18 protein-coding genes are annotated in these 20,228 nt (G+C 66.3%); 12 read left to right on the forward strand and 6 right to left on the reverse strand.

Going from position 1 to position 20,228, the window contains the following annotated elements:
- Positions 1–31 precede the first annotated feature (31 nt).
- The 4 genes from N440_RS10945 to N440_RS10960 all read left to right on the forward strand — a co-directional run bounded on the left by N440_RS10945 (position 32) and on the right by N440_RS10960 (position 6,023).
- Positions 32–961 carry a metalloregulator ArsR/SmtB family transcription factor gene (locus tag N440_RS10945; protein WP_053511095.1) on the forward strand — a complete coding sequence of 310 codons (930 nt, stop codon included), beginning with the start codon at positions 32–34 and terminating at the stop codon, positions 959–961.
- Between the two features lie 12 nt (positions 962–973).
- A complete protein-coding gene (locus tag N440_RS10950; protein ID WP_133935089.1) occupies positions 974–2,068 on the forward strand; it encodes a homocysteine S-methyltransferase family protein in 1,095 nt (364 codons plus the stop codon).
- On the forward strand, positions 2,065–4,749 hold the full coding sequence (gene metH / locus N440_RS10955; RefSeq protein WP_133935090.1) for a methionine synthase: 2,685 nt from the start codon (positions 2,065–2,067) through the stop codon (positions 4,747–4,749). The genes N440_RS10950 and metH overlap by 4 nt, the downstream gene beginning before the upstream one ends.
- Before the next feature lie 86 nt (positions 4,750–4,835).
- A complete protein-coding gene (locus N440_RS10960; RefSeq protein WP_133935091.1) occupies positions 4,836–6,023 on the forward strand; it encodes an MFS transporter in 1,188 nt (395 codons plus the stop codon).
- Positions 6,024–6,071: 48 nt separating this feature from the next.
- Here the strand turns inward: N440_RS10960 and N440_RS10965 are convergent, their stop codons facing one another.
- The 5 genes from N440_RS10965 to N440_RS10985 form a co-directional block, all read right to left on the reverse strand.
- Entirely contained in the window at positions 6,072–6,752 is a 681-nt protein-coding gene (locus tag N440_RS10965; protein ID WP_133935092.1) for a DUF2058 family protein, read from the reverse strand.
- A gap of 10 nt (positions 6,753–6,762) precedes the next feature.
- Complete coding sequence (locus N440_RS10970; RefSeq protein WP_005410256.1) at positions 6,763–7,005, reverse strand: SlyX family protein; 243 nt, start codon at positions 7,003–7,005, stop codon at positions 6,763–6,765.
- Positions 6,998–8,347, reverse strand: a complete 1,350-nt coding sequence (locus N440_RS10975) for a UDP-glucose/GDP-mannose dehydrogenase family protein (protein ID WP_133935093.1) — start codon at positions 8,345–8,347, stop codon at positions 6,998–7,000. The genes N440_RS10970 and N440_RS10975 overlap by 8 nt, the downstream gene beginning before the upstream one ends.
- A gap of 23 nt (positions 8,348–8,370) precedes the next feature.
- The gene (locus tag N440_RS10980) at positions 8,371–9,348 is read right to left on the reverse strand and encodes an FKBP-type peptidyl-prolyl cis-trans isomerase (protein WP_133935094.1); all 978 of its coding nucleotides are present in this window, start codon (positions 9,346–9,348) and stop codon (positions 8,371–8,373) included.
- A 96-nt stretch (positions 9,349–9,444) separates the two neighbouring features.
- Positions 9,445–10,032: a glutathione peroxidase gene (locus tag N440_RS10985; protein ID WP_040009556.1), complete on the reverse strand. Its 588-nt coding sequence runs from the start codon at positions 10,030–10,032 to the stop codon at positions 9,445–9,447.
- 615 nt (positions 10,033–10,647) lie between these two features.
- Here N440_RS10985 and N440_RS10995 point away from each other — a divergent pair.
- From N440_RS10995 to N440_RS11020, 6 genes are all read left to right on the forward strand, one after another.
- Positions 10,648–11,007, forward strand: coding sequence for a GntR family transcriptional regulator (locus N440_RS10995; RefSeq protein ID WP_006453095.1), 360 nt, complete (start codon positions 10,648–10,650; stop codon positions 11,005–11,007).
- On the forward strand, positions 11,007–11,882 hold the full coding sequence (locus tag N440_RS11000) for an ABC transporter ATP-binding protein (RefSeq protein ID WP_006453096.1): 876 nt from the start codon (positions 11,007–11,009) through the stop codon (positions 11,880–11,882). The genes N440_RS10995 and N440_RS11000 overlap by 1 nt, the downstream gene beginning before the upstream one ends.
- A complete protein-coding gene (locus tag N440_RS11005; RefSeq protein WP_008266780.1) occupies positions 11,879–12,907 on the forward strand; it encodes an ABC-2 transporter permease in 1,029 nt (342 codons plus the stop codon). The genes N440_RS11000 and N440_RS11005 overlap by 4 nt, the downstream gene beginning before the upstream one ends.
- Before the next feature lie 25 nt (positions 12,908–12,932).
- A complete protein-coding gene (locus N440_RS11010) occupies positions 12,933–13,820 on the forward strand; it encodes a DUF4097 family beta strand repeat-containing protein (protein ID WP_049458772.1) in 888 nt (295 codons plus the stop codon).
- A gap of 29 nt (positions 13,821–13,849) precedes the next feature.
- Complete coding sequence (locus tag N440_RS11015) at positions 13,850–14,461, forward strand: DUF2884 family protein (RefSeq protein ID WP_133935096.1); 612 nt, start codon at positions 13,850–13,852, stop codon at positions 14,459–14,461.
- 100 nt (positions 14,462–14,561) lie between these two features.
- On the forward strand, positions 14,562–14,987 hold the full coding sequence (locus N440_RS11020) for a hypothetical protein (RefSeq protein ID WP_133935097.1): 426 nt from the start codon (positions 14,562–14,564) through the stop codon (positions 14,985–14,987).
- Positions 14,988–15,057: 70 nt separating this feature from the next.
- On the opposite strand, the gene N440_RS11025 is transcribed toward N440_RS11020, so the two are convergent.
- Positions 15,058–16,497, reverse strand: coding sequence for a class II fumarate hydratase (locus N440_RS11025; RefSeq protein ID WP_049458775.1), 1,440 nt, complete (start codon positions 16,495–16,497; stop codon positions 15,058–15,060).
- Positions 16,498–16,790: 293 nt separating this feature from the next.
- Between N440_RS11025 and purB the strand changes: the two genes are divergently transcribed.
- Together purB and N440_RS11035 are read left to right on the forward strand one after the other, a co-directional pair.
- Positions 16,791–18,158 carry an adenylosuccinate lyase gene (purB, locus tag N440_RS11030; protein ID WP_008265897.1) on the forward strand — a complete coding sequence of 456 codons (1,368 nt, stop codon included), beginning with the start codon at positions 16,791–16,793 and terminating at the stop codon, positions 18,156–18,158.
- A 654-nt stretch (positions 18,159–18,812) separates the two neighbouring features.
- A complete protein-coding gene (locus N440_RS11035; protein ID WP_133935098.1) occupies positions 18,813–20,228 on the forward strand; it encodes a cupin domain-containing protein in 1,416 nt (471 codons plus the stop codon).

Raw genomic sequence — 20,228 nt, forward strand, 5'->3', positions numbered from 1 at the left:
TATATCTCTATATCGCGATAGGTAGATATTTATGGATCTTGAAGACTGGTCGACCCGCCTGAAGGTGTTCGCCGATGCGACCCGCGTGCGCCTGCTGGCGCTGCTGGAGCAGGAAGAGCTGACCGTGGCCGAGCTGTCGGCGATCACCCGCCTGGCGCAGCCGCGCGTGTCCACGCACCTGGCACGCCTGAAGGAAGCCGGCCTGGTCCGCGACCGCCGCGCGGGCGTGTCGGCCTATTACCGCTTCGACGAGGCCCAGCTGGACCCGGCGCAGCGCGCATTGTGGCACGCCTTGAGCAACGGAAGCGATGACCCGCTGCTGCGCCAGGATGCCGAACGCGTGGCTGCGGTGCTGGCCCACCGCGCTGCCGACCAGAACTGGGCCGACAGCGTGGCCGGCGACATGGAACGCCACTACTCCCCGGGACGCACCTGGGAAGCACTGGCCCGGACCGCGCTGCCGCTGCTGGAGACCGGCGACGTACTGGATATCGCGTCCGGCGACGGCGTACTGGCCGAACTCGTCGCCCCCCACGCCAAGCGCTACATCTGCATCGACACCAGCGCGCGGGTGGTGGCCGCGGCCAGCGAGCGCCTGCGCCGCCTGCCCAACGTGGAAGTGCGCGAGGGTGACATGCATGCCCTGCCGTTCAAGGATGGCAGCTTCGACCTGGTGGTGCTGATGCATGCGCTGACCTACGCCAGCAAGCCGGCGCAAGCGGTCACCGAGGCCGCACGCGTGCTGCGCTCCGGCGGCCGCCTTCTGCTGTGCAGCCTGGCCCGCCACGAGCACAAGGCGGCGGTGGAGGCCTACGGCCACGTCAACCTCGGCTTCAGCGACAAGGAGCTGCGCAGGTTCGTCGACAAGGCCGGCCTGCAGGTGTCCAGCCTGGAAACAGTCACCCGCGAGAAGCGTCCGCCGCACTTCGAAGTGATTTCGCTGATCGCCAACAAGCCCTGAGCTGGAGACCGCATGTCCGCCCTGCCCTGGTTGCATCCTGATCGTGCCAATGCCCTGCTTGACGCGCTGCGCGAGCGGATCCTGATCATCGACGGTGCAATGGGCACAATGATCCAGCGCCACGGCCTGCAGGAAGACGATTACCGTGGCGAGCGTTTCGCGGGTGGCTACGACCATGCCCATGGCCCCGGCTGCGACCACGGCCCGCCGGAAGGCCATGACCTGAAGGGCAACAACGACCTGCTGCTGCTGACCCGGCCGCAGGTCATCGCCGACATCCACACGGCCTACCTCGAAGCCGGTGCGGACCTGGTCGAGACCAATACGTTCAACGCAACTTCGGTCAGCCAGGCCGACTATCACCTGCAACACCTGGTGTACGAGCTGAACAAAGCGGGGGCCGCCGTGGCACGCGCGTGCTGCGATGCGGTCGAAGCCACCACGCCGGACAAGCCACGCTTCGTCATCGGGGTGATCGGCCCGACCAGCCGTACCGCTTCGATCAGCCCCGACGTCAACGACCCGGGCTTCCGCAACACCAGCTTCGACGAACTGCGCGACACCTACCGCGAAGCCATCGAGGGCCTGATCGACGGCGGCGCCGATACCCTGATGGTCGAAACCATCTTCGACACGCTCAATGCCAAGGCCGCGCTGTACGCGCTGGAGGAGGCCTTCGATGCGCGTGGCGCACGCCTGCCGGTGATGATTTCCGGCACCATCACCGATGCATCGGGACGCACCCTGTCCGGGCAGACCGCCGAGGCCTTCCATGCGTCGCTGGCGCATGCGCGGCCGCTGTCGATCGGGCTGAACTGCGCATTGGGCGCCGCAGCGATGCGACCACACGTGGAAACCCTTTCGCAGGTTGCCGGCTGCCATGTCAGCGCCCACCCCAATGCCGGCCTGCCCAATGCCTTCGGCGAGTACGACGAAACACCCGAAGAGATGGCGGCCACCCTGCGTGGCTTCGCCGAGGATGGCCTGTTGAACCTGGTCGGCGGCTGCTGCGGCTCCACCCCCGACCACATCCGCGCCATTGCCGAGGCGGTCGCCGGCCTGCCGCCTCGCGCCCTGCCCGGCAACCCGGAGCAGCAGGCCGCATGAGCACCCCATCGTATACCCGCCTGTCCGGCCTGGAACCGCTGGTCATCACCCCGGACCTGCTGTTCATCAACGTCGGTGAGCGCACCAACGTCACCGGCAGCGCGCAGTTCCGCAAGCTCATCAAGGAAGGCCGCTACGAGGAAGCCGTGGATGTGGCCCGCCAGCAGGTGGCCAGCGGCGCGCAGATCCTCGACGTCAACATGGACGAGGGCCTGATCGATTCGGAAGCGGCGATGACCCGCTACCTCAACCTGATCATGTCCGAGCCGGACATCGCGCGTATTCCGGTGATGGTCGACTCGTCCAAGTGGAGCGTGATCGAGGCCGGGCTGAAGTGCCTGCAGGGCAAGAGCGTGGTCAATTCGATCTCGCTGAAGGAAGGCGAGGCGCAATTCCGCGAACACGCACGCAAGGTGCTGCGCTACGGCGCCGCCGCAGTGGTGATGGCCTTCGACGAAAGCGGCCAGGCCGATACCTGCGCACGCAAGGTCGAGATCTGTACCCGCGCCTACCGCATGCTGGTCGACGAGATCGGCTTCCCGCCACAGGACATCATCTTCGACCCGAACATCTTCGCCGTCGCCACCGGCATCGAAGAGCATGACAACTATGCGGTCGACTTCATCGAGGCCACCCGCATCATCAAGCGGACGCTGCCGCACTGCCATGTTTCCGGCGGCGTCTCCAACGTGTCCTTCTCGTTCCGTGGCAACGAGACGGTACGCCAGGCGATCCATTCGGTGTTCCTGTACCACGCGATCGCCGCCGGCATGGACATGGGAATCGTCAACGCCGGTGCGATGCCGATCTACGATGAGCTGGAGCCGGAGCTGCGCGAGCGCGTCGAGGACGTGATCCTCAACCGCCGCAGCGACGCCACCGAGCGCCTGCTGGAGATCGCCGAGCGCTACAAGGGCAGGAAGGGCGCGGCGAAAACCGAAGACCTGGCCTGGCGCGGGAAGCCGGTCGCGCAGCGACTGGCGCATGCGCTGGTGCACGGCCTCGATGCGTACGTCGAAGAAGACACCGAGCTGGCCCGGCAAGCCTCCAGCCGGCCGCTGGACGTGATCGAAGGGCCGCTGATGGATGGCATGAACATCGTCGGTGACCTGTTCGGCGCCGGCAAGATGTTCCTGCCACAGGTGGTGAAGTCCGCACGCGTGATGAAGAAGGCGGTGGCTTACCTGCTGCCTTACATCGAGGCCGAGAAGGCACGCAGCGGCGATTCGGCCAAGAGCAATGGCCGCATCATCATGGCCACGGTGAAAGGCGATGTGCACGACATCGGCAAGAACATCGTCGGCGTGGTCCTGGCCTGCAACAATTTCGAGGTGATCGATCTGGGCGTGATGGTACCGGCGCAGAAGATCCTCGATGCCGCACGCGAGCATCATGCCGATATCATCGGCCTGTCCGGGCTGATCACCCCCTCGCTGGAAGAGATGAGCCACGTCGCACGCGAGATGCAGCGCCAGGGCTTCGACCTGCCGCTGCTGATCGGTGGCGCCACTACGTCACGTGCGCACACTGCGCTGAAGATCGACCCACACTACCAGGCCCCCACGATCTGGGTGAAGGACGCCTCACGCGCGGTCGGCGTTGCGCAGTCGCTGATCTCGCGTGACCTGCGCGACGCATTCGTCGCCGCCAATGAGGCCGACTACGCCGAGATCCGCGCGCGCCACCGCAACCGTGGCGATGCCAAGCGCCTGGTTTCGCTGGAACACGCGCGCGGGCAGAAGTTCCAGGGCGGCTGGGAGACCTACACGCCGCCTGCGCCCAACCAGCCCGGGCTGCATGTGTTCGACGACTATCCGCTCGCGGAGCTGGTCGACTACATCGACTGGACACCGTTCTTCCAGGCCTGGGAACTGGCCGGCAAGTTCCCGGCCATCCTCACCGACGAAATCGTCGGAGCCCAGGCCAGCGACCTGTACCAGGACGCCCGCGCGATGCTCACCCGCATCGTCGACGAAAGGTGGCTGACCGCCAAGGCGGTGTTCGGGCTGTGGCCGGCCAACAGCATCGGCGACGACGTGCGCGTGCAGCACCCGCAGGGCGAAACCACCCTGCACTTCCTGCGTCAGCAGGTGGACAAGCCGGCCGAGCGCCCGGACTTCTGCCTCGCCGATTTCATTGCCCCGGCCGACAGCGGCAAGCAGGACTGGATCGGCGCATTCGCGGTCACCGCCGGCATCGGCATCGACGCCCACGTGGCGCGCTTCGAGGCCGAGCATGACGACTACAACGCGATCCTGCTGAAGGCGCTGGCCGACCGCTTCGCCGAGGCCCTGGCCGAGCGCCTGCATCAGCGCGTGCGTACCGGATTCTGGGGATACGACCACGCCGAGGCGCTGGGCAACGAAGCCCTGATCGACGAGCAGTACCGCGGCATCCGTCCGGCGCCCGGTTATCCGGCCTGCCCCGAGCACAGCGAGAAACGCCGGCTGTTCGACCTGCTGCAGGCCGAGGCAAACGCCGGCATGGAACTGACCGAGAGCTTCGCGATGCTGCCCACCGCCGCTGTATCCGGCTACTACTTCAGCCATCCGCAGAGCCAGTACTTCGTGGTCGGCCGGCTCAGCCGCGAACAGGTCGGCGACTACGCCCGGCGCAAGGGCGTGGACCGCGCCCAGGCCGAACGCTGGCTGGCCTCCAACCTCGACTACGATCCCGAATGACACACAAAGGGGACGGAGGGGATTAAGTCGTTTGTGGCACAAGCGACTTAATCCCCTCCGTCCCCTTTTTGCTTCATCATTCCGCGATGACCGTTCCCGTTGCCCGTCTCTCCAGCTTCTACCTGTTCTACTACGCGGCGCTCGGCGCGTTCACTCCGTACTGGAGCCTGTTCCTGACCGCGCGCGGCATGAGCGTGACCGCGATCAGCGTGATGATGGGGCTGTGGTATGCCACCCGTGTGGTCGCGCCCAGCACCTGGACCTCGCTGGCAGCGGCTTCGCCACGGCCGATCCGCCTGCTGCGCATTGGCTGCGTACTGACCCTGCTCAGCTTTGCCGCCTTCCTGCTGCCCTTGCCACAGCCGTGGATGTACCCGGCGATGGTGGTGTTCTGCTTCTTCTACAACGCGGTGATGCCGCAGTTCGAATCGATCACCCTCACCCACCTCGGCAGCGACAGCCATCGCTACGGGCTGATCCGGGTCTGGGGATCGCTCGGTTTCATCGCCATCGTCACCCTGTTCGGCTGGCTGATCGAAGGTGACGGCTCGGCCAGCCGTGCCGGGCTGCTGCCCTGGATGATGCTGCCGCTGTTCGTCCTGCTGGTGGCGTCGGCCTTCAACAACCAGTACGCGCGCGGCATCGGCAAGGCCGAGGGGGACGCCAGCGGCTTCTGGCAGATCGTGCGGCGCCCGCCGGTGCTGGCGTTCTTCCTGGCCGCGTTCATGGAGCAGCTGTCATTCGGCCCGTACTACACGTTCTTCTCGGTCTACATGGACCATCACGGCTACCGCACGTCCATGCTCGGCCTGTTGTGGACCGTCGGCGTGGTGTTCGAAGTCGGCGTGTTCTTCACCATCGGCCGCTTCTTCCGTCGCTATGACGCCAGCTGGATGCTGCTGATCGCCCTGGTCAGCTCCTGCCTGCGCTGGGCCGTCACCGCGCTGTTCCCGGAAAACCTGCCGGTGATGCTGGTCGCGCAGAGCGCGCACGCGCTGGGCTTTGCTGCCTTCTTCGCGGCGGCGATGCAGATGCTGGCGACCTACTTCCCGGGCCGCCTCAATGGCCATGGCCAGGGCCTGCTGTACGGCTTCTCGTCCGGTGTCGGCGGCGTGCTGGGCGCGCTCATCGCCGGCCAGCTGTGGAAGATCGACGACGGTCGCACCGCCTTCCTCGCCGGCAGTGGCTTCGCCCTGGTCGGTGCGCTGCTGTGCTTCTTCGCACTGAGCTTGCCGCTGATCCGCGCGCGCCGCAGCGCTGTGCAAGGTCCGTAACGAAAACGCCGGGCAATGCCCGGCGTTTTCGTCATCCTGCAGTTCCGCTTACCAGACCAGATCGTCCGGCACCTGGTACTGCGGATCCGCGTACGGATCTTCCTCGGCCGGCGCATTCGGATCGACCTTCAGCGCAACCGACGCGGCGAACACCGCTTCGGACTGTGCCAGCACCTCGGCGGTCACCAGCAGGTAACGGCCATTGAGCTGCACCACGCCCAGCTCACCGGCATTGAGTGCGGTCAGCTGTTCGGCGGTGACGTAAATGCGCTTGATCTTGCCGCCATACGGGAAGTGGCGGGCAATGTCCGCCGCTTCGGCATTGAGGCTCTTGTCCTTCAGCAGTTCTTCCAGCTTTGCCTTCGCCTCGCGGCGGACGCGTGCTTCTTCCTGCTTCAGGCGCTCGGTCTCGATGCGCTCTTCCTTTTCCTTCTGCGCACGGATGGCGTAGGCCTTGGCCAGGTCCATCTCTTCGGCGCTGCGCGGCTTGCGCGGGCCCTGCTGGCCGGGGCCACGCGACGGGCCGGGCTTGCCGGCGCCGCCATGACCATGGCCACGACGCTCGTTGGGCTTGTGTTCGCCCTTGCCAGCGCCCTGCGGCTTTCCATTGCCATTGCCACCCTTGCCCTGCGGGCGGCCATCGCGGCGGGGGCCATCATTCTTGCGCTCGGGCTTGGGTGCGGGCTTGAAGCCCAGACCCATCAGCTGGTCGCGGAGGGTATCGCTCATAGGGTTCGGATCAGTAGTGCGGCGGCGGCGGTTCGCTCGCCGGATCGGAAGAGTTCAGTGCGTTGCGGACCTTGCCCAGGTCTTCCAGCAGCACGCGCAACACATCGGCGTTGCGCATGCCCTGCATGCGGGCATCGGCCAGTGCATCGCTCAGTTCGGCCAGCGCCTGTTCCTGGAAGGACACACGCATTTCCAGCTCGACCAGGCGCGCTTCCAGCGCCTGCTCGCGTTCGGTTGGCAGCAGATCAGACATGCAGCGAGCGCCCCCGGCCGATGCCGTAGTAGGCCAGGCCTGCCGCTTCCACTTCAGCCGGGTCATACAGGTTGCGCCCGTCGAACACCGCCGCATCCTTCAACTGCTCGCGCAGCTTCTGGAAATCGGGGCTGCGGAACTGCTTCCACTCGGTCACCACGACCAGCGCGTCGGCCCCCTGCAGCGCGTCATCGGCACTGTTGCAGAACACCAGGTCATCGCGCTCGCCGAAGATCCGCTGCGATTCATGCATGGCTTCGGGGTCGTAGGCACGCACCGTGGCGCCCCCTTCCCAGAGCTGTGCCAGCAGGCGGCGGCTGGATGCCTCGCGCATGTCGTCGGTATTCGGCTTGAAGGCCAGGCCCCACACGGCAAAGGTCTTGCCGCGCACACCTTCATCCTCGCCCCTGTCGTAGTGACGCTGGATGAGGGCGAACAGATGCCCCTTCTGCGATTCGTTGACCGCCTCCACCGCGTTCAGCAGCTTCGGCTCCAGGCCATGCTGCTGGGCGGTGCGGGCCAGCGCCTGCACGTCCTTCGGGAAGCACGAGCCGCCATAACCGGCGCCCGGGTAGATGAAGTGCCAGCCGATGCGCGGGTCCGAACCGATGCCCTGGCGGACCTGTTCGACGTCGGCACCGACGCGTTCGGCGATGTTGGCGATCTCGTTCATGAACGAAATCTTGGTCGCCAGCATCGCGTTCGCCGCGTACTTGGTCAGCTCGGCCGAACGCACGTCCATTTCCACCACGCGGTCGTGGTTGCGGTTGAACGGCGCATACAGGCGACGCATCACCGCCACCGACTCTTCGCTGGTCGCACCGATGATGATGCGATCCGGGCGCATGCAGTCGGCGACTGCGTCGCCTTCCTTCAGGAATTCCGGATTGGACACCACGTCGAAGGTGATGTCCGCGCCACGTGCGGCCAGTTCCTCGGCAATGGCGGCACGCACCTTGTCGGCCGTGCCGACCGGCACCGTCGACTTGTTGACCACCACGGTCGGCACACTCATGTGCCGGCCGATGGTCCGGGCCACGGCCAGCACGTACTGCAGGTCCGCGCTGCCATCCTCGTCCGGCGGGGTGCCCACCGCGATGAACACCACCTGGCCATGCTCGATGGCGGCCGCGGCATCGGTGGTGAACGCCAGCCGCGACGCGGCATGGTTGGCCTTCACCATCGGCTCCAGACCCGGCTCATAGATCGGGATGATGCCCCGGTTGAGGCCATCGACCTTGGCCTGGTCGATGTCGACGCAGACCACCTGATGACCAACGTCGGCCAGGCAGGTGCCGGTCACCAGCCCTACATAACCGGTACCGAAAATCGCAACGCGCATGTCCGTGCAGGCTCCGTGGTCGCTTACGGCAGGACGCCCAGCAGCTCGACGTCGAACGTCAGAGTCGCGTTCGGGCCGATCGGGCCACCCGGGGTGCCGTTCTCGCCGTAGGCCAGGTTGCCCGGGATCCAGAAGCGGTACTTCGAGCCCACCGGCATCAGCGCGACGCCTTCGGTCCAGCCCTTGATCACCTGGTCCAGACCGAACTCGGCCGGCTGGCGGCCGTAGGAGCTGTCGAACACGGTGCCGTTGAGCAGCTTGCCTTCGTAGTTCACGCGCACCTTGCTGCTCGGCAGCGGACGCTCGCCGCTACCCGGGCGGATGATCTGGTACTGCAGGCCCGACGCGGTGGTCACCACGCCCGGCTGGGTCTTGTTCTTGGCCAGGAAGGCATTGCCTTCTTCGCGGTTGGTCTGCGCGGCCGCGGCAGCCTTGGCCTGCATTTCAGCCTGCTTGCTGCCCATGAAGGCCTGGATGGTGGCGGTCGCGTCAGCTTCCGTCATCTTGGGCTGGCCCTTGCTCAGACCGGTGCTGATCGCGTCAAACAGCGAGGCGACGTCGATGTCGTCCTTCAGCTGCGCCAGCGACGGACCGACCGAGTACGAACCGATCATCTGCGACACCTTGACGCGATCGACCTTCGGCGGCTGCGAACCCGGCGCAACGCCCGGTACCTGCTGGCCACTGCGGGCCATCACGACCTGGCGCAGGGCGGCATCGGTGGCCTTGGCCTGTTCCTGGGTGATCTGCGGCTGCAGGCCTTCGAACGAACGCTCCACCGCGGTACGCAGGGCGGCAACGTCGATCTCATCGGCAATCGGGGTGAACGACTTGGCCACATCCAGGCCGATGGCGTAGCCGAGCTTCTGCTTGGGGGAATTCAAGGTTGCGGTCTCCTTGGCGGCTGCGGGGGCAGCCGGTTGTTGCGACAGAGCGACACCCGAAGTGCCCATCGCCAGAATCAGAACCGACGCCGCGGCGCCGCGCATTCCCATCTTCATTCGCTGCATTCCTGGAAGTGTCTGGGCGCCGACGTCGGCGCGAAAAGAAACATTGTCGCACGCATGCCGGAGATGTCGAGGCATGCGTGCCGGATATCAATGCGTGGCCGCTGCGGCCAGTGCCTTGTCGATGGCTGCGGTCAGCTGCGGATCGTCCGGCGTGACCTTGCTGGCGAACTGGGCGATGACCTTGCCATCGCGGCCGACCAGGTATTTGTGGAAGTTCCAGCCCGGCGCGACGCCGGTTGCAGCGGTCAGCCGCTGGTACAGCGGCGTGGCCTCGGCCCCGACCACGTGCACCTTCTCGAACATCGGGAACTTGACGCCATAGGTAAGCGTGCAGAAATCCTGGATCTGCTTTTCGTCACCCGGCTCCTGGCCCTTGAAATCATTGGACGGGAACCCGAGCACGGCGAAGCCGCGGCCGGCATAGCGCTTCTGCAGCGCCTCCAGGCCTTCGTACTGCGGCGTGTAGCCACATTTGCTGGCGGTGTTGACCACCAGCAGCACCTGCCCGTGGTAGCGCTGCTGCAGGTTGACCTGCTGCTTGCTGGCCAGCGGCCGGTACTCGAGGTCGAGCAGATCGGCCGCCAGGGCACTGGCCGAACCAGCGACACCGGCCACGATCAGCGCCAGCAGGGACAGGCCGCGCATGCGGCGCGGGGAAACGGTCGACAGAGGCATCAGGAACAGTCCGCGGTAGCCATTCACAGGGCCCGGCCGCTACCGGCCGGGAATCGGCCGAACTATAGCACCGGGCCCCTGCCGCCCTGATGGCGCAGGCCCGGGATGGCTTTGCGCGGCATGGCGTTTGCCTGGCCCAGCCTGCCGGCGCACCGCAGTGATGACATTGCATGGACATCACTGAATGGGAGCGAGATCGGGCCATTGCCGCACGACAGATTTATTTCTCTTTAGAATCAATTACTTGATTGGATATTTCGGCGATATGACCACCCCTGCCATCAGTTGGGGCCGGCAAGGACTTGCACGGCGGCGTGCCGGTGTTATAGTTGCATACAACACCAGTCACCTGAGACAGGGGGAAGCCATGAACACCCGGATGCATCGCAAGCTCACCGCGCCTGCGGTCACTGCAGTTTCCACCCTGCTCGTGCTGACCTGGCTGGCCGTACCCGCCTCCCCCGCCACCGCACTGCCCTCCGCCAGTGCACAGGACACAATCGCTTCGCCGGCAGGGAACGCCGACTCCTCCCCCCCTCCCCCGCGTCGGCTGCACAGCTCCCTGTCCATGCCGTATTTCTCGTTCGCCCAGCCGCTGACCCCACGGAGCTGAATATGAGCGACATCCAGTGGAGCGACGGCGCTCCCATCTACCGTCAGTTGAAGGAGCGTGTGATCGCCATGATGCTCGACGGAATCCTCAAGCCGGGCGATGCCCTGCCTTCGGTGCGCCAGGTGGCCGCCGACTATCAACTCAACCCCATCACCGTTTCGCGCGCTTACCAGGAACTGGCCGATGAAGGCCTGGTCGAGAAGCGCCGCGGCCTGGGCATGTTCATGACCGAGCAGGCGGCCACTCAGCTGCGCAGCAGCGAGCGTGACCGCTTCCTCAACGAAGAATGGCCGGCGGTGCTGGAGCGCATCCAGCGCCTGGGCCTGAGCCTCGACGAATTGCTGCCCCAGGGGAAAGTCTGATGAATAGCACTGCAAGCGAATCGGTCATCACCGCCCGAGGCCTGCGCAAGGCCTACAAGACCACGGTCGCCCTCGACAATGCCAGCTTCAGCATTCCGAGCGGGCGCATCGTCGGCCTGATCGGCCCCAACGGCGCGGGCAAGACCACTGCGTTGAAGGCCATCCTCGGCCTGACCTCGGTGGAAGGTGAACTCAACGTGCTCGGCCGCGACCCGCGGCTGCACCGCGACGAGCTGATGAATGACATCTGCTTCATCGCCGACGTCGCGGTGCTGCCGCGCTGGCTGAAGGTGCGCGAAGCCATCGATTTCGTGGCCGGCGTCCACCCGCGCTTCGACCGCGCCCGCTGCGAGCGCTTCCTGGCCAACACCAAGCTGCAGCCCAGGCAGCGCGTGCGCGAACTGTCCAAGGGCATGATCGTGCAGCTGCACCTGGCACTGGTGATGGCCATCGATGCCCGCATCCTGGTGCTGGACGAACCCACCCTGGGCCTGGACATCCTGTACCGCAAGGAGTTCTACCAGCGCCTGCTAGAAGACTATTTCGACGAGCAGAAGACCATCATCGTCACCACCCACCAGGTGGAAGAGATCGAGCACATCCTCAGCGACGTGATGTTCATCCGCGATGGCCGCATCGTGCTCGATGCGGAAATGGACGACGTCGGCCAGCGTTACACCGAGCTGCTGGTCAATGCCGACCAGCTGGAAACCGCCCGTGCGCTGAAGCCGATCGACGAGCGCAGCCTGGCGTTCGGCAAGACCGTGATGCTGTTCGATGGCGTACCACGCGACCAGCTTTCGACCCTTGGCGAGACCCGCATCCCGGGCCTGGCCGACCTGTTCGTCGCCATCATGAAGGGGACCTACGCATGAATGCCGTCAACCACCCCGTCAGTCCGCTGGGTACCCTGCGCTGGCTGCTCAAGCGCGAGTACTGGGAAAACCGCGGCGGCTTCCTCTACGCGCCGCTGATCGCCGGCCTCATCTCGCTGGTGATGAGCAGCATCGGCATCGCCTTCGGCCTGTTCGCGCTGAACCGCGCGGCACGCAGTGGCGGGCTGCATGTCGATGGCGAAAGCGTCAACGTCAATGGCCTGGACCTGGCCCTGCTCACCCGCAACATCAATGGCAAAGACCTGGCCGACCTGGGCAACGGCCTCGACCTGACCCTGGTGCTCAGCTCGGCCTGGCCGTTCCTGGTGCTGGCCTTCGTGGTGTTCTTCTATTGCCTGGGCGCGCTCTACGACGACCGTCGCGACCGCAGCATCCTGTTCTGGAAGTCGCTGCCACTGTCGGATACCCAGACCGTGCTGTCCAAGGTGATCAGTGCACTGATCATCGCACCGTTGATTGCCGTGATCGCCGGCATCATCACCATGTTCGGCTTCATGCTGGTGATCAGCCTCGTTGCGCTGGCCCACGGCGGCAGCCCGATGACGCTGATCTGGGGGCCGGCCAGCCCGCTGACCCTGGCCGCCGGCCACCTGGCGTGGATCCCGGTCTACGCCCTGTGGGCGCTGCCCACCGCCGGCTGGCTGCTGTTGTGCTCGGCGTGGGCGCGCACCAAGCCGTTCCTGTGGGCGGTGATGCTGCCACTGTTCGCCGGCGTCATCATCAGCACCACCAAGGTCATGCCGCTGATCGGGCTGACCACCGGCTGGTTCTGGCAGAACATCGTCGGCCGCCTGCTACTGGGTGCTGTTCCGGGCATGGACCTGGTGTACCGCCTCAGCGCCGGTGAAGGTTCGCGTCGCGATCTCGAATCGGTGGTTGGCCTGATGTCGCCGGCCTCGCAGCTGAAGTCGCTGGCGATGCCGGAACTGTGGATCGGTGCCGCCGTCGGTGCAGTGTTCATCTTCCTCGCCATCCGCCTGCGCAAGCGCGCCGGCGAGATCTGATTCCATCCACCTGGAGGCACCACCCATGCGTTCCCTGCTCGCCTGTTCCGCGTTGTTGCTGTTGCCGCTGTCGGCACTCGCTGCCGATGCCCCGAACTGCAAGTTCACTGCTGCGCGCACGTTGAAGCTGGATGTGGCCGGTGCCCGGGCGGTGGTGTTCGAAGTCAACCAGCATGACCTGAAGATCGTCGCCAGCAAGGGCGGCGGCCAGCTTGACGGTCGTGCCTGTGCCTCCAGCCAGGAGTGGCTTGATCAGCTGGTGCTGGACCAGCGCAAGGAGGGCGACAAGCTGGTGGTAAGCCTGCGCCGCGAGGGCCGCAACAGCGGCATCAGCCTCGGCAACAGCTACGCCTGGCTGGATATCCGCGGCAGCGTGCCGGACAACCTGCCGCTGCAGCTCAAGGTCGGCTCCGGCGACGCCAGCGTGGAGAACGCACAGTCGCTCAGCGTGGATGTCGGCTCCGGTGATGCGGTGGCCCGCGGCACCCGCGGCGACATCCATGCGGCAGTGGGCTCGGGCGACCTCAACATCGATGGCGGCGGTTCGCTGAACCTGCTGTCGCTGGGCTCCGGCGACGTCAACGTGCGCAATATCAGCGGTAACGCCAGCACCGGTACGGTGGGCTCCGGCGACCTGAAGATCAGCGATGTGCGCGGCAATGCCCGGCTGGATACCGTGGGTTCGGGCGACATCGAGTTCAAGCGCGTGCAGGGCAGCGTTGAAGTCGGCGTGGTCGGCTCCGGCGGCGTCGACCTGGCCGACATCGGCGGAGATGTGCATGTCCGCAGCCACGGTTCGGGCGACATCCAGGTCGACGGCGTGCGCGGCAGCCTGACCGTCGACCACAGCGGCAGCGGCGATGTCGAGCACCGCAACGTCAGTGGCAGGGTCACCCTGCCGCGCGGCAAGTAACCTCTTCCAGACACGTCCAGGGGACCACCATGAAGCTGTTGCGCCTGTTGCCTGCCACCCTGCTGTGCCTGCCGCTGATCGCCTGCGGTGGCACCTCCTCCTCACCGGACAAGACCGTCGGCAAGAGCGTCGCCGAAGCCACAAGCGGCGTCGGCGATACGGTCAAGCAGGCCATTGACGATGCCCATAAAGAGATCACCGAGGGCAACATCAAGATCTCCGCCGACCAGCAGCCACGCGCTGAGATCACCCCGGATGGCCGCCTGCTGATCGCGGGCAAGGAAGTCACCGCCAATGACACCCAGCGCCGCCACCTGCAGGAATACCGTGGCCACGTTGTAGCCATCGCGATGGACGGCATGGATGTCGGCCTGGCAGGCGCCAAGCTGGGAGCCAATGCGGCCGGTGAAGCACTGAAGGGCATCTTCAGCGGCGACAGCGAAGGCGTGGAGAAGCGCATCAACGCCGAAGCCGCAAAGATCGAGGCCCAGGCCAAGCGCATCTGCGGACGCCTGCCGGCGATGCTGGCCAGCCAACAGGCACTGGCGCGTGAACTGCCGGCATTCAAGCCGTACGCAACCATGGACCAGAGCGACGTGGACGACTGCGGCAAGAACAACTCGGTCACGTTCTCGAAGTGAGACAAATCAGCGCACCCGGCCGCCCCTGGCATTCCACGGTCGGCCGGGCTGCGCTGGCGGGCTTACAATGGCGGCCCCGGACGCCCCCGAACCGAATGCCATGAAGAAGTTGTTCCTGATGCTGGCCGCCATGCTCTGCCTGGGCCTGGTCGGCTGTGACAAGGATTACCGCAACCACCGCGCCGAGCGCGGCAAGCCGAAGATTTCCGTCAGCGAAGGCATGGTCACCGTGCGTCGCCCGCCGGCACCGAACATCATCATCCTCGGCGATGGCACGATGAAGGTGGACGAGATCCAGATCCCGCTGGACGACGCGCAGAAGCAGATGCTGCAGACCATGTTCGGCAAGCTGCAGGTGCTGCGCCAGAACACCCTGGTCGCCGCACCGGCCGACCCGAACATGCAGCCGGTGAAGATCCAGCCGCCGGAGGGCATGGAGGTGATTCCGGCAGACCTGATCCAGCGCATCCCCGAATTCAAGGATTACACCGACACCTTCGGCAACATCGTCGCCGACCGCCGCTGAAGAAAAACGCCGCCCAAGGGCGGCGTTCCTGCGTGTGGTGGGTGCAGACCTTGGTCCGCACGCCGTTCGATCAACCGCCGGCGCCACCGCCCCCGGCCTGGATGCCGCCGGCAGTCAGCGCGGTCGGGTCCAGCAGGCGACGCAGCTCGGCCTCGTCCAGGCCGCTGTCCTCCAGCGCCACGTCCAGCACCGGGCGCTGTTCCTTGTAGGCCCGCTTGGCGATCGCCGCGGCCTTTTCGTAGCCGATGATCGGGTTCAACGCGGTGACCAGGATCGGGTTGCGCGCCAGCGCCTCGGCCACGCGGTCCTCGCGCACCTTCAGGCCGGCAATGGCGCTGTCGGCCAGCAGCGTGGACACATTGGCCAGCAGGCCGATGCCATCGAGCAGGTTCACCGCGATCAACGGCAGGGTGACATTGAGCTGGAAGTTGCCGGTCTGCCCGGCCACGGTGATCGCGGTGTGGTGGCCGATCACCTGTGCGCAGGCCATCACCGTCGCTTCCGGAATCACCGGATTGACCTTGCCCGGCATGATCGAGCTGCCCGGCTGCAACGCCGGCAGTTCGATCTCGCCCAGCCCGGCCAGCGGACCGGCGTTCATCCAGCGCAGGTCGTTGGCGATCTTGATCAGCGCCACCGCCAGCGCATTGAGCTGGCCGGACAGTTCAACCGCATCGTCCTGCGCGGCCAGGCCCTCGAACTTGTTCTCGGCGCTGTCGAACTTGAAGGACGTCTGCTGCTTCAGTGCCTTGGCCACCTGCGCGCCGAAGCGTGGGTCGGCATTGATGCCGGTGCCGATCGCGGTACCGCCCAGCGGCAGGCGGCGCACGCGCTTGAGGCTGTCCTCGATGCGTTCCTGCGCCGAGGCAAGCTGGGCCGACCATGCGCCGAACTCCTGTTCGAAGGTCAGCGGCATCGCATCCATCAGGTGGGTGCGGCCGGTCTTGACCACCTTGCGCAGGCTGCGGCCCTTCTTGTCCAGGGTCTTGCGCAGGTGCACCAGCGCCGGCAGCAGCTGTTCATGCGCCGCCAGCACCGCCGACACGCGCAGCGCGGTCGGGATCACGTCGTTGGAGCTCTGCCCCTGGTTGACGTGGTCGTTGGGGTGCACCGTGGTCTTGCCCGCCTTGCCGGCGCGGTTGGCCAGGGTGGCGATGACCTCGTTGGCATTCATGTTCGAGGACGTGCCCGAACCGGTCTGGTAGACGTCGATCGGGAAATGCGCGTCCCAGTCACCGGCGGCCACTTCGGCGGCCGCGACCTGGATCGCCTTGGCCACGGTCTTGGGCAGGTGGCCCAGCTCGGCGTTGACGCCGGCGGCAGCGCCCTTGACCAGGCCCAGGGCGCGGATGAAACCACGCGGCATGCGCTGGCCCGAGACCGGGAAGTTCTGTACGGCACGCTGGGTCTGCGCACCCCACAGGGCATCGGCAGGCACCTGCAGCTCGCCCATGCTGTCATGTTCGATCCGGAATCCCGGGGTGGCACCCTTGCTTGCAGCTTTGCTCATTGCATCAACTCCGCACTACTTCAGTTGGGGAAAGGGAAGCGGCGGCTGGCAGGGTGTCGCTTCCCGGGCTGGCGGCTGCGACAACGATACTCCCTTGCCTGCAGCGTGGGATGACGAGGGCGGGCCAGATCGTTCCGTCTGCGCGGCCGTTCCGCGCGCGCAAGGGTAGTGCCGGCCGCTGGCCGGCAGCGCATGGAATCGCTGGCCGGGCGTGGTCGCCGGCCAGCGCCCGGCACTACCTGACCGGCACGTCGTAGAATATGGCCCCCGCCGCTCGTCCCCGCCCTGCCGACATGTCCGATTCCGCCCTGCTCGCCCTGTCCCCGCTCGATGGCCGTTACGCCGGCAAGGTCGACGCCCTGCGCCCGATCTTCTCCGAATATGGCCTGATCAAGGCCCGTATCGTGGTCGAGGTGGAATGGCTGCTGGCCCTGGCCGCCGAACCGGGCATTGTCGAACTGGCGCCGTTCTCCGACGCCGCCGTCGCCCGCCTGCGCGCGCTGGCCGCCAACTTCAGCCCGGCCCAGGCCGCGCGCGTGAAGGAGATCGAGCGCACCACCAACCATGACGTCAAGGCGGTGGAGTACTTCATCAAGGAACAGCTGAAGGACGACGCCGAGCTGGCTCCGGCGCTGGAATTCGTGCATTTCGCCTGCACCAGCGAAGACATCAACAACCTCAGCTACGGCCTGATGCTGGAACAGGCCCGCCGCGAAGTGCTGCTGCCGACCCTGGACGGCATCGCCGCCACCCTGCGCACCCTGGCCCACGCCCAGGCCGGCCAGCCAATGCTGTCGCGCACCCATGGCCAGACCGCCTCGCCGACCACCCTGGGCAAGGAGCTGGCCAACGTGGTCGCCCGCCTGGAACGCCAGCGCAGGCAGATTGCCGCGGTTGAACTGACCGGCAAGATCAATGGCGCGGTCGGCAACTACAACGCGCACGTAGCCAGCTACCCGGACGTCGACTGGCCGGCCTTCGCCGAGCGCTTCGTGACCGGCCTGGGCCTGGTGTTCAACCCGTACACCACGCAGATCGAGCCGCACGACAACGTCGCCGAGATCGGCGATGCCGCACGCCGCGCCAACATCATCCTGATCGACCTGGCCCGCGACATCTGGGGCTACATCTCGCTGGGCTACTTCAAGCAGCGCCTGAAGGAAGGCGAAGTCGGCTCGTCGACGATGCCGCACAAGGTCAATCCGATCGATTTCGAGAACGCCGAAGGCAACTTCGGCATCGCCAACGCGCTGTTCGAGCACTTCAGCGCGAAGCTGCCGATCAGCCGCTGGCAGCGTGACCTGACCGACTCCACCGTGCTGCGTGCACTGGGCACCGCGTTCGGCCACAGCCAGGTGGCACTGGATTCGCTGGCCAAGGGCCTGGGCAAGCTGGAAGTGAATCCGCAGCGCCTGGATGCCGATCTGGATGCGGCCTGGGAAGTGCTGGCCGAGGCCGTGCAGACGGTGATGCGTCGCCACGGCCTGCCGAACCCGTACGAGCAGCTGAAGGCGCTGACCCGTGGCCAGGGCATCACCGCCGAGTCGATGCGGGCGTTCGTGCAGGGGCTGGAGCTGCCGGCGGATGCGAAGCAGCGTCTGCTGGAGATGACCCCGGGCAGCTACACCGGTCTGGCTGAGTCGCTGGCGAAGAAGATTTAAGGGGTTTGCTTTGCGGCGGCGGCCGCGGGCGCTGCCTACGGCAGGCAACGGCAACGGCAACAGCAACCTCAAAAGCGGCTCTGGATTGATGCCAGCTGGGCGGGTCGGGAGGGGCCAGCGGGACACGCCGTAAACCCATCCCTGGGGGCTCGATGGCGCCATCCATGGCGCCAACGGTCCCGCTGGCCCCTCCCGCCCCACCTCTGACAGATTCCTGGTGACGGATCGAAGAGCATTGGGTTGTCGGGACGGAATTTGAAAGAGGGACGCGGCTTCGCCGCGTCCCTCTTTTGTTTTGGAATGAGCAAGCTCAGCGCGCGACCCGCTTTTGCCTTGCTTTTCTTCTTCCATTCCGTGGCGGGCCGCGCAGGAAACTGTCAGGGGCCGGGCGGGTGGGCCATGCAGGGGCGTTGGCGCCATGGATGGCGCCATCGAGCTTACAGGGACGTACTTGCAGCGTCCCCTGCATGGCCCACCCGCCCGGCCACGCGCGGCTTTTGATTGTGAACCACCCCGCCACGAGGGGCTCCGCCGTTGGCCGGAACCCCCGCGACAAACCCGCGCACGTGCGCAATCCCGGCGAACGGCGGACAATGGAGACCTCAGGCGGCCCGCCGTGCCGCCCCTCCCGCTTTCCGCTGCAAGGATTCCCCCATGGCCGCCCGCAAGTCCTCCGCCCCGCTCATCGAAGTCACCGCACGCCCCGGCCAGCCGCTGGGCATGGCCCCGGCCACCTTCCTGCGCGACTTCTGGCAGAAGCGCCCGCTGCTGATCCGCAATGCCTTCCCGGATTTCCAGACCCCGGTGCAGCCGGAAGACCTGGCGGGCCTGGCCTGCGAGGAAGGCGTGCTGGCGCGCCTGATCGAACATGACAAGGCCCAGGATGGCTGGCGCGTGCGCACCGGCCCGTTCCAGGAAGACATCTTCCCCGCCCTGCCCGACCACGACTGGACCCTGCTGGTGCAGGACGTGGACAAGTGGGACAAGGACGTGCGTGCGCTGATCGAGCATTTCAGCTTCCTGCCGCGCTGGCGCATGGATGACGTGATGATCAGCTTCGCCGCCACCGGCGGCTCGGTCGGCGCCCATGTCGACCAGTACGACGTGTTCCTGCTGCAGGCCCATGGCCATCGCCGCTGGCAGATCGACGCCAGCGAATCGATCAAGGGCAAGCAGCCGCCGCTGGGCTTCCGCCCGGACGTGGAACTGAAGCTGCTGAAGGTGTTCAAGCCGACCCACGACTGGGTGCTGGCGCCGGGCGACATGCTGTACCTGCCGCCGAACGTGCCGCACCACGGCGTGGCTGAAGACCCGTGCCTGACCTTCTCGTTCGGCATGCGCGCGCCGTCCTCGGCCGAGCTGATCAGCGACTACCTGGATACGCTGATCGCCGATGCCGACGAGAACATCCGCTACCAGGATGCCGACCTGAAGGTGCCGGCCGACCCGAACGAGATCGACACGGTGGCGATGGCGCGGGTGATCACCGCGCTCAACGCCATCCGCATGAACGACCCGGACAAGCTGGGCGACTGGTTCGGCCGCTTCATCACCACCTACCGTGCCGCCGGCGAAGTGATGGCCCACCAGGCCGCACCGGCAGCGGAGGAAGTGGTCCAGGCCCTGGCTTCGGGCCTGCTGCTGCAGCGCCACCCGTGGGCGCGCCTGGCCTGGCGCCGGGCCAAGCGCGGTGCCAGCCTCTACGTCAGCGGCCAGGACTTCGCGCTGCCGGTGAAGGACGCGCAGCGCCTGGCCGGTGCCGAACAGCTCGACGCCGCCGCCTATCGCGGCCTGTCCGACAAGGGCCGTGCCGTGGTCCAGCAGCTGCTGGTCGGTGGCGTGTTCCAGCTGATCGACCCCAACGAGCTGTATGACGCCGAAGACGAGGACGACGGCGAGGACAGCGCGGTGCTGGGCGAGGTGGTCGAAGGCCGTGACCGCGTGGATGCGATCGACGACGACGCGGTGTCCGACGATGTCCACACCGTGACCGTCCATGACGACGGCATCGAGGTCATCGTCAACTTCGAGGATCACGACGAAGACGACAGCGACGACGGCCGCGCCTGA

Source organism: Stenotrophomonas sp. CC22-02, from assembly GCF_004365115.1.
GTDB classification, from domain to species: domain Bacteria; phylum Pseudomonadota; class Gammaproteobacteria; order Xanthomonadales; family Xanthomonadaceae; genus Stenotrophomonas; species Stenotrophomonas forensis.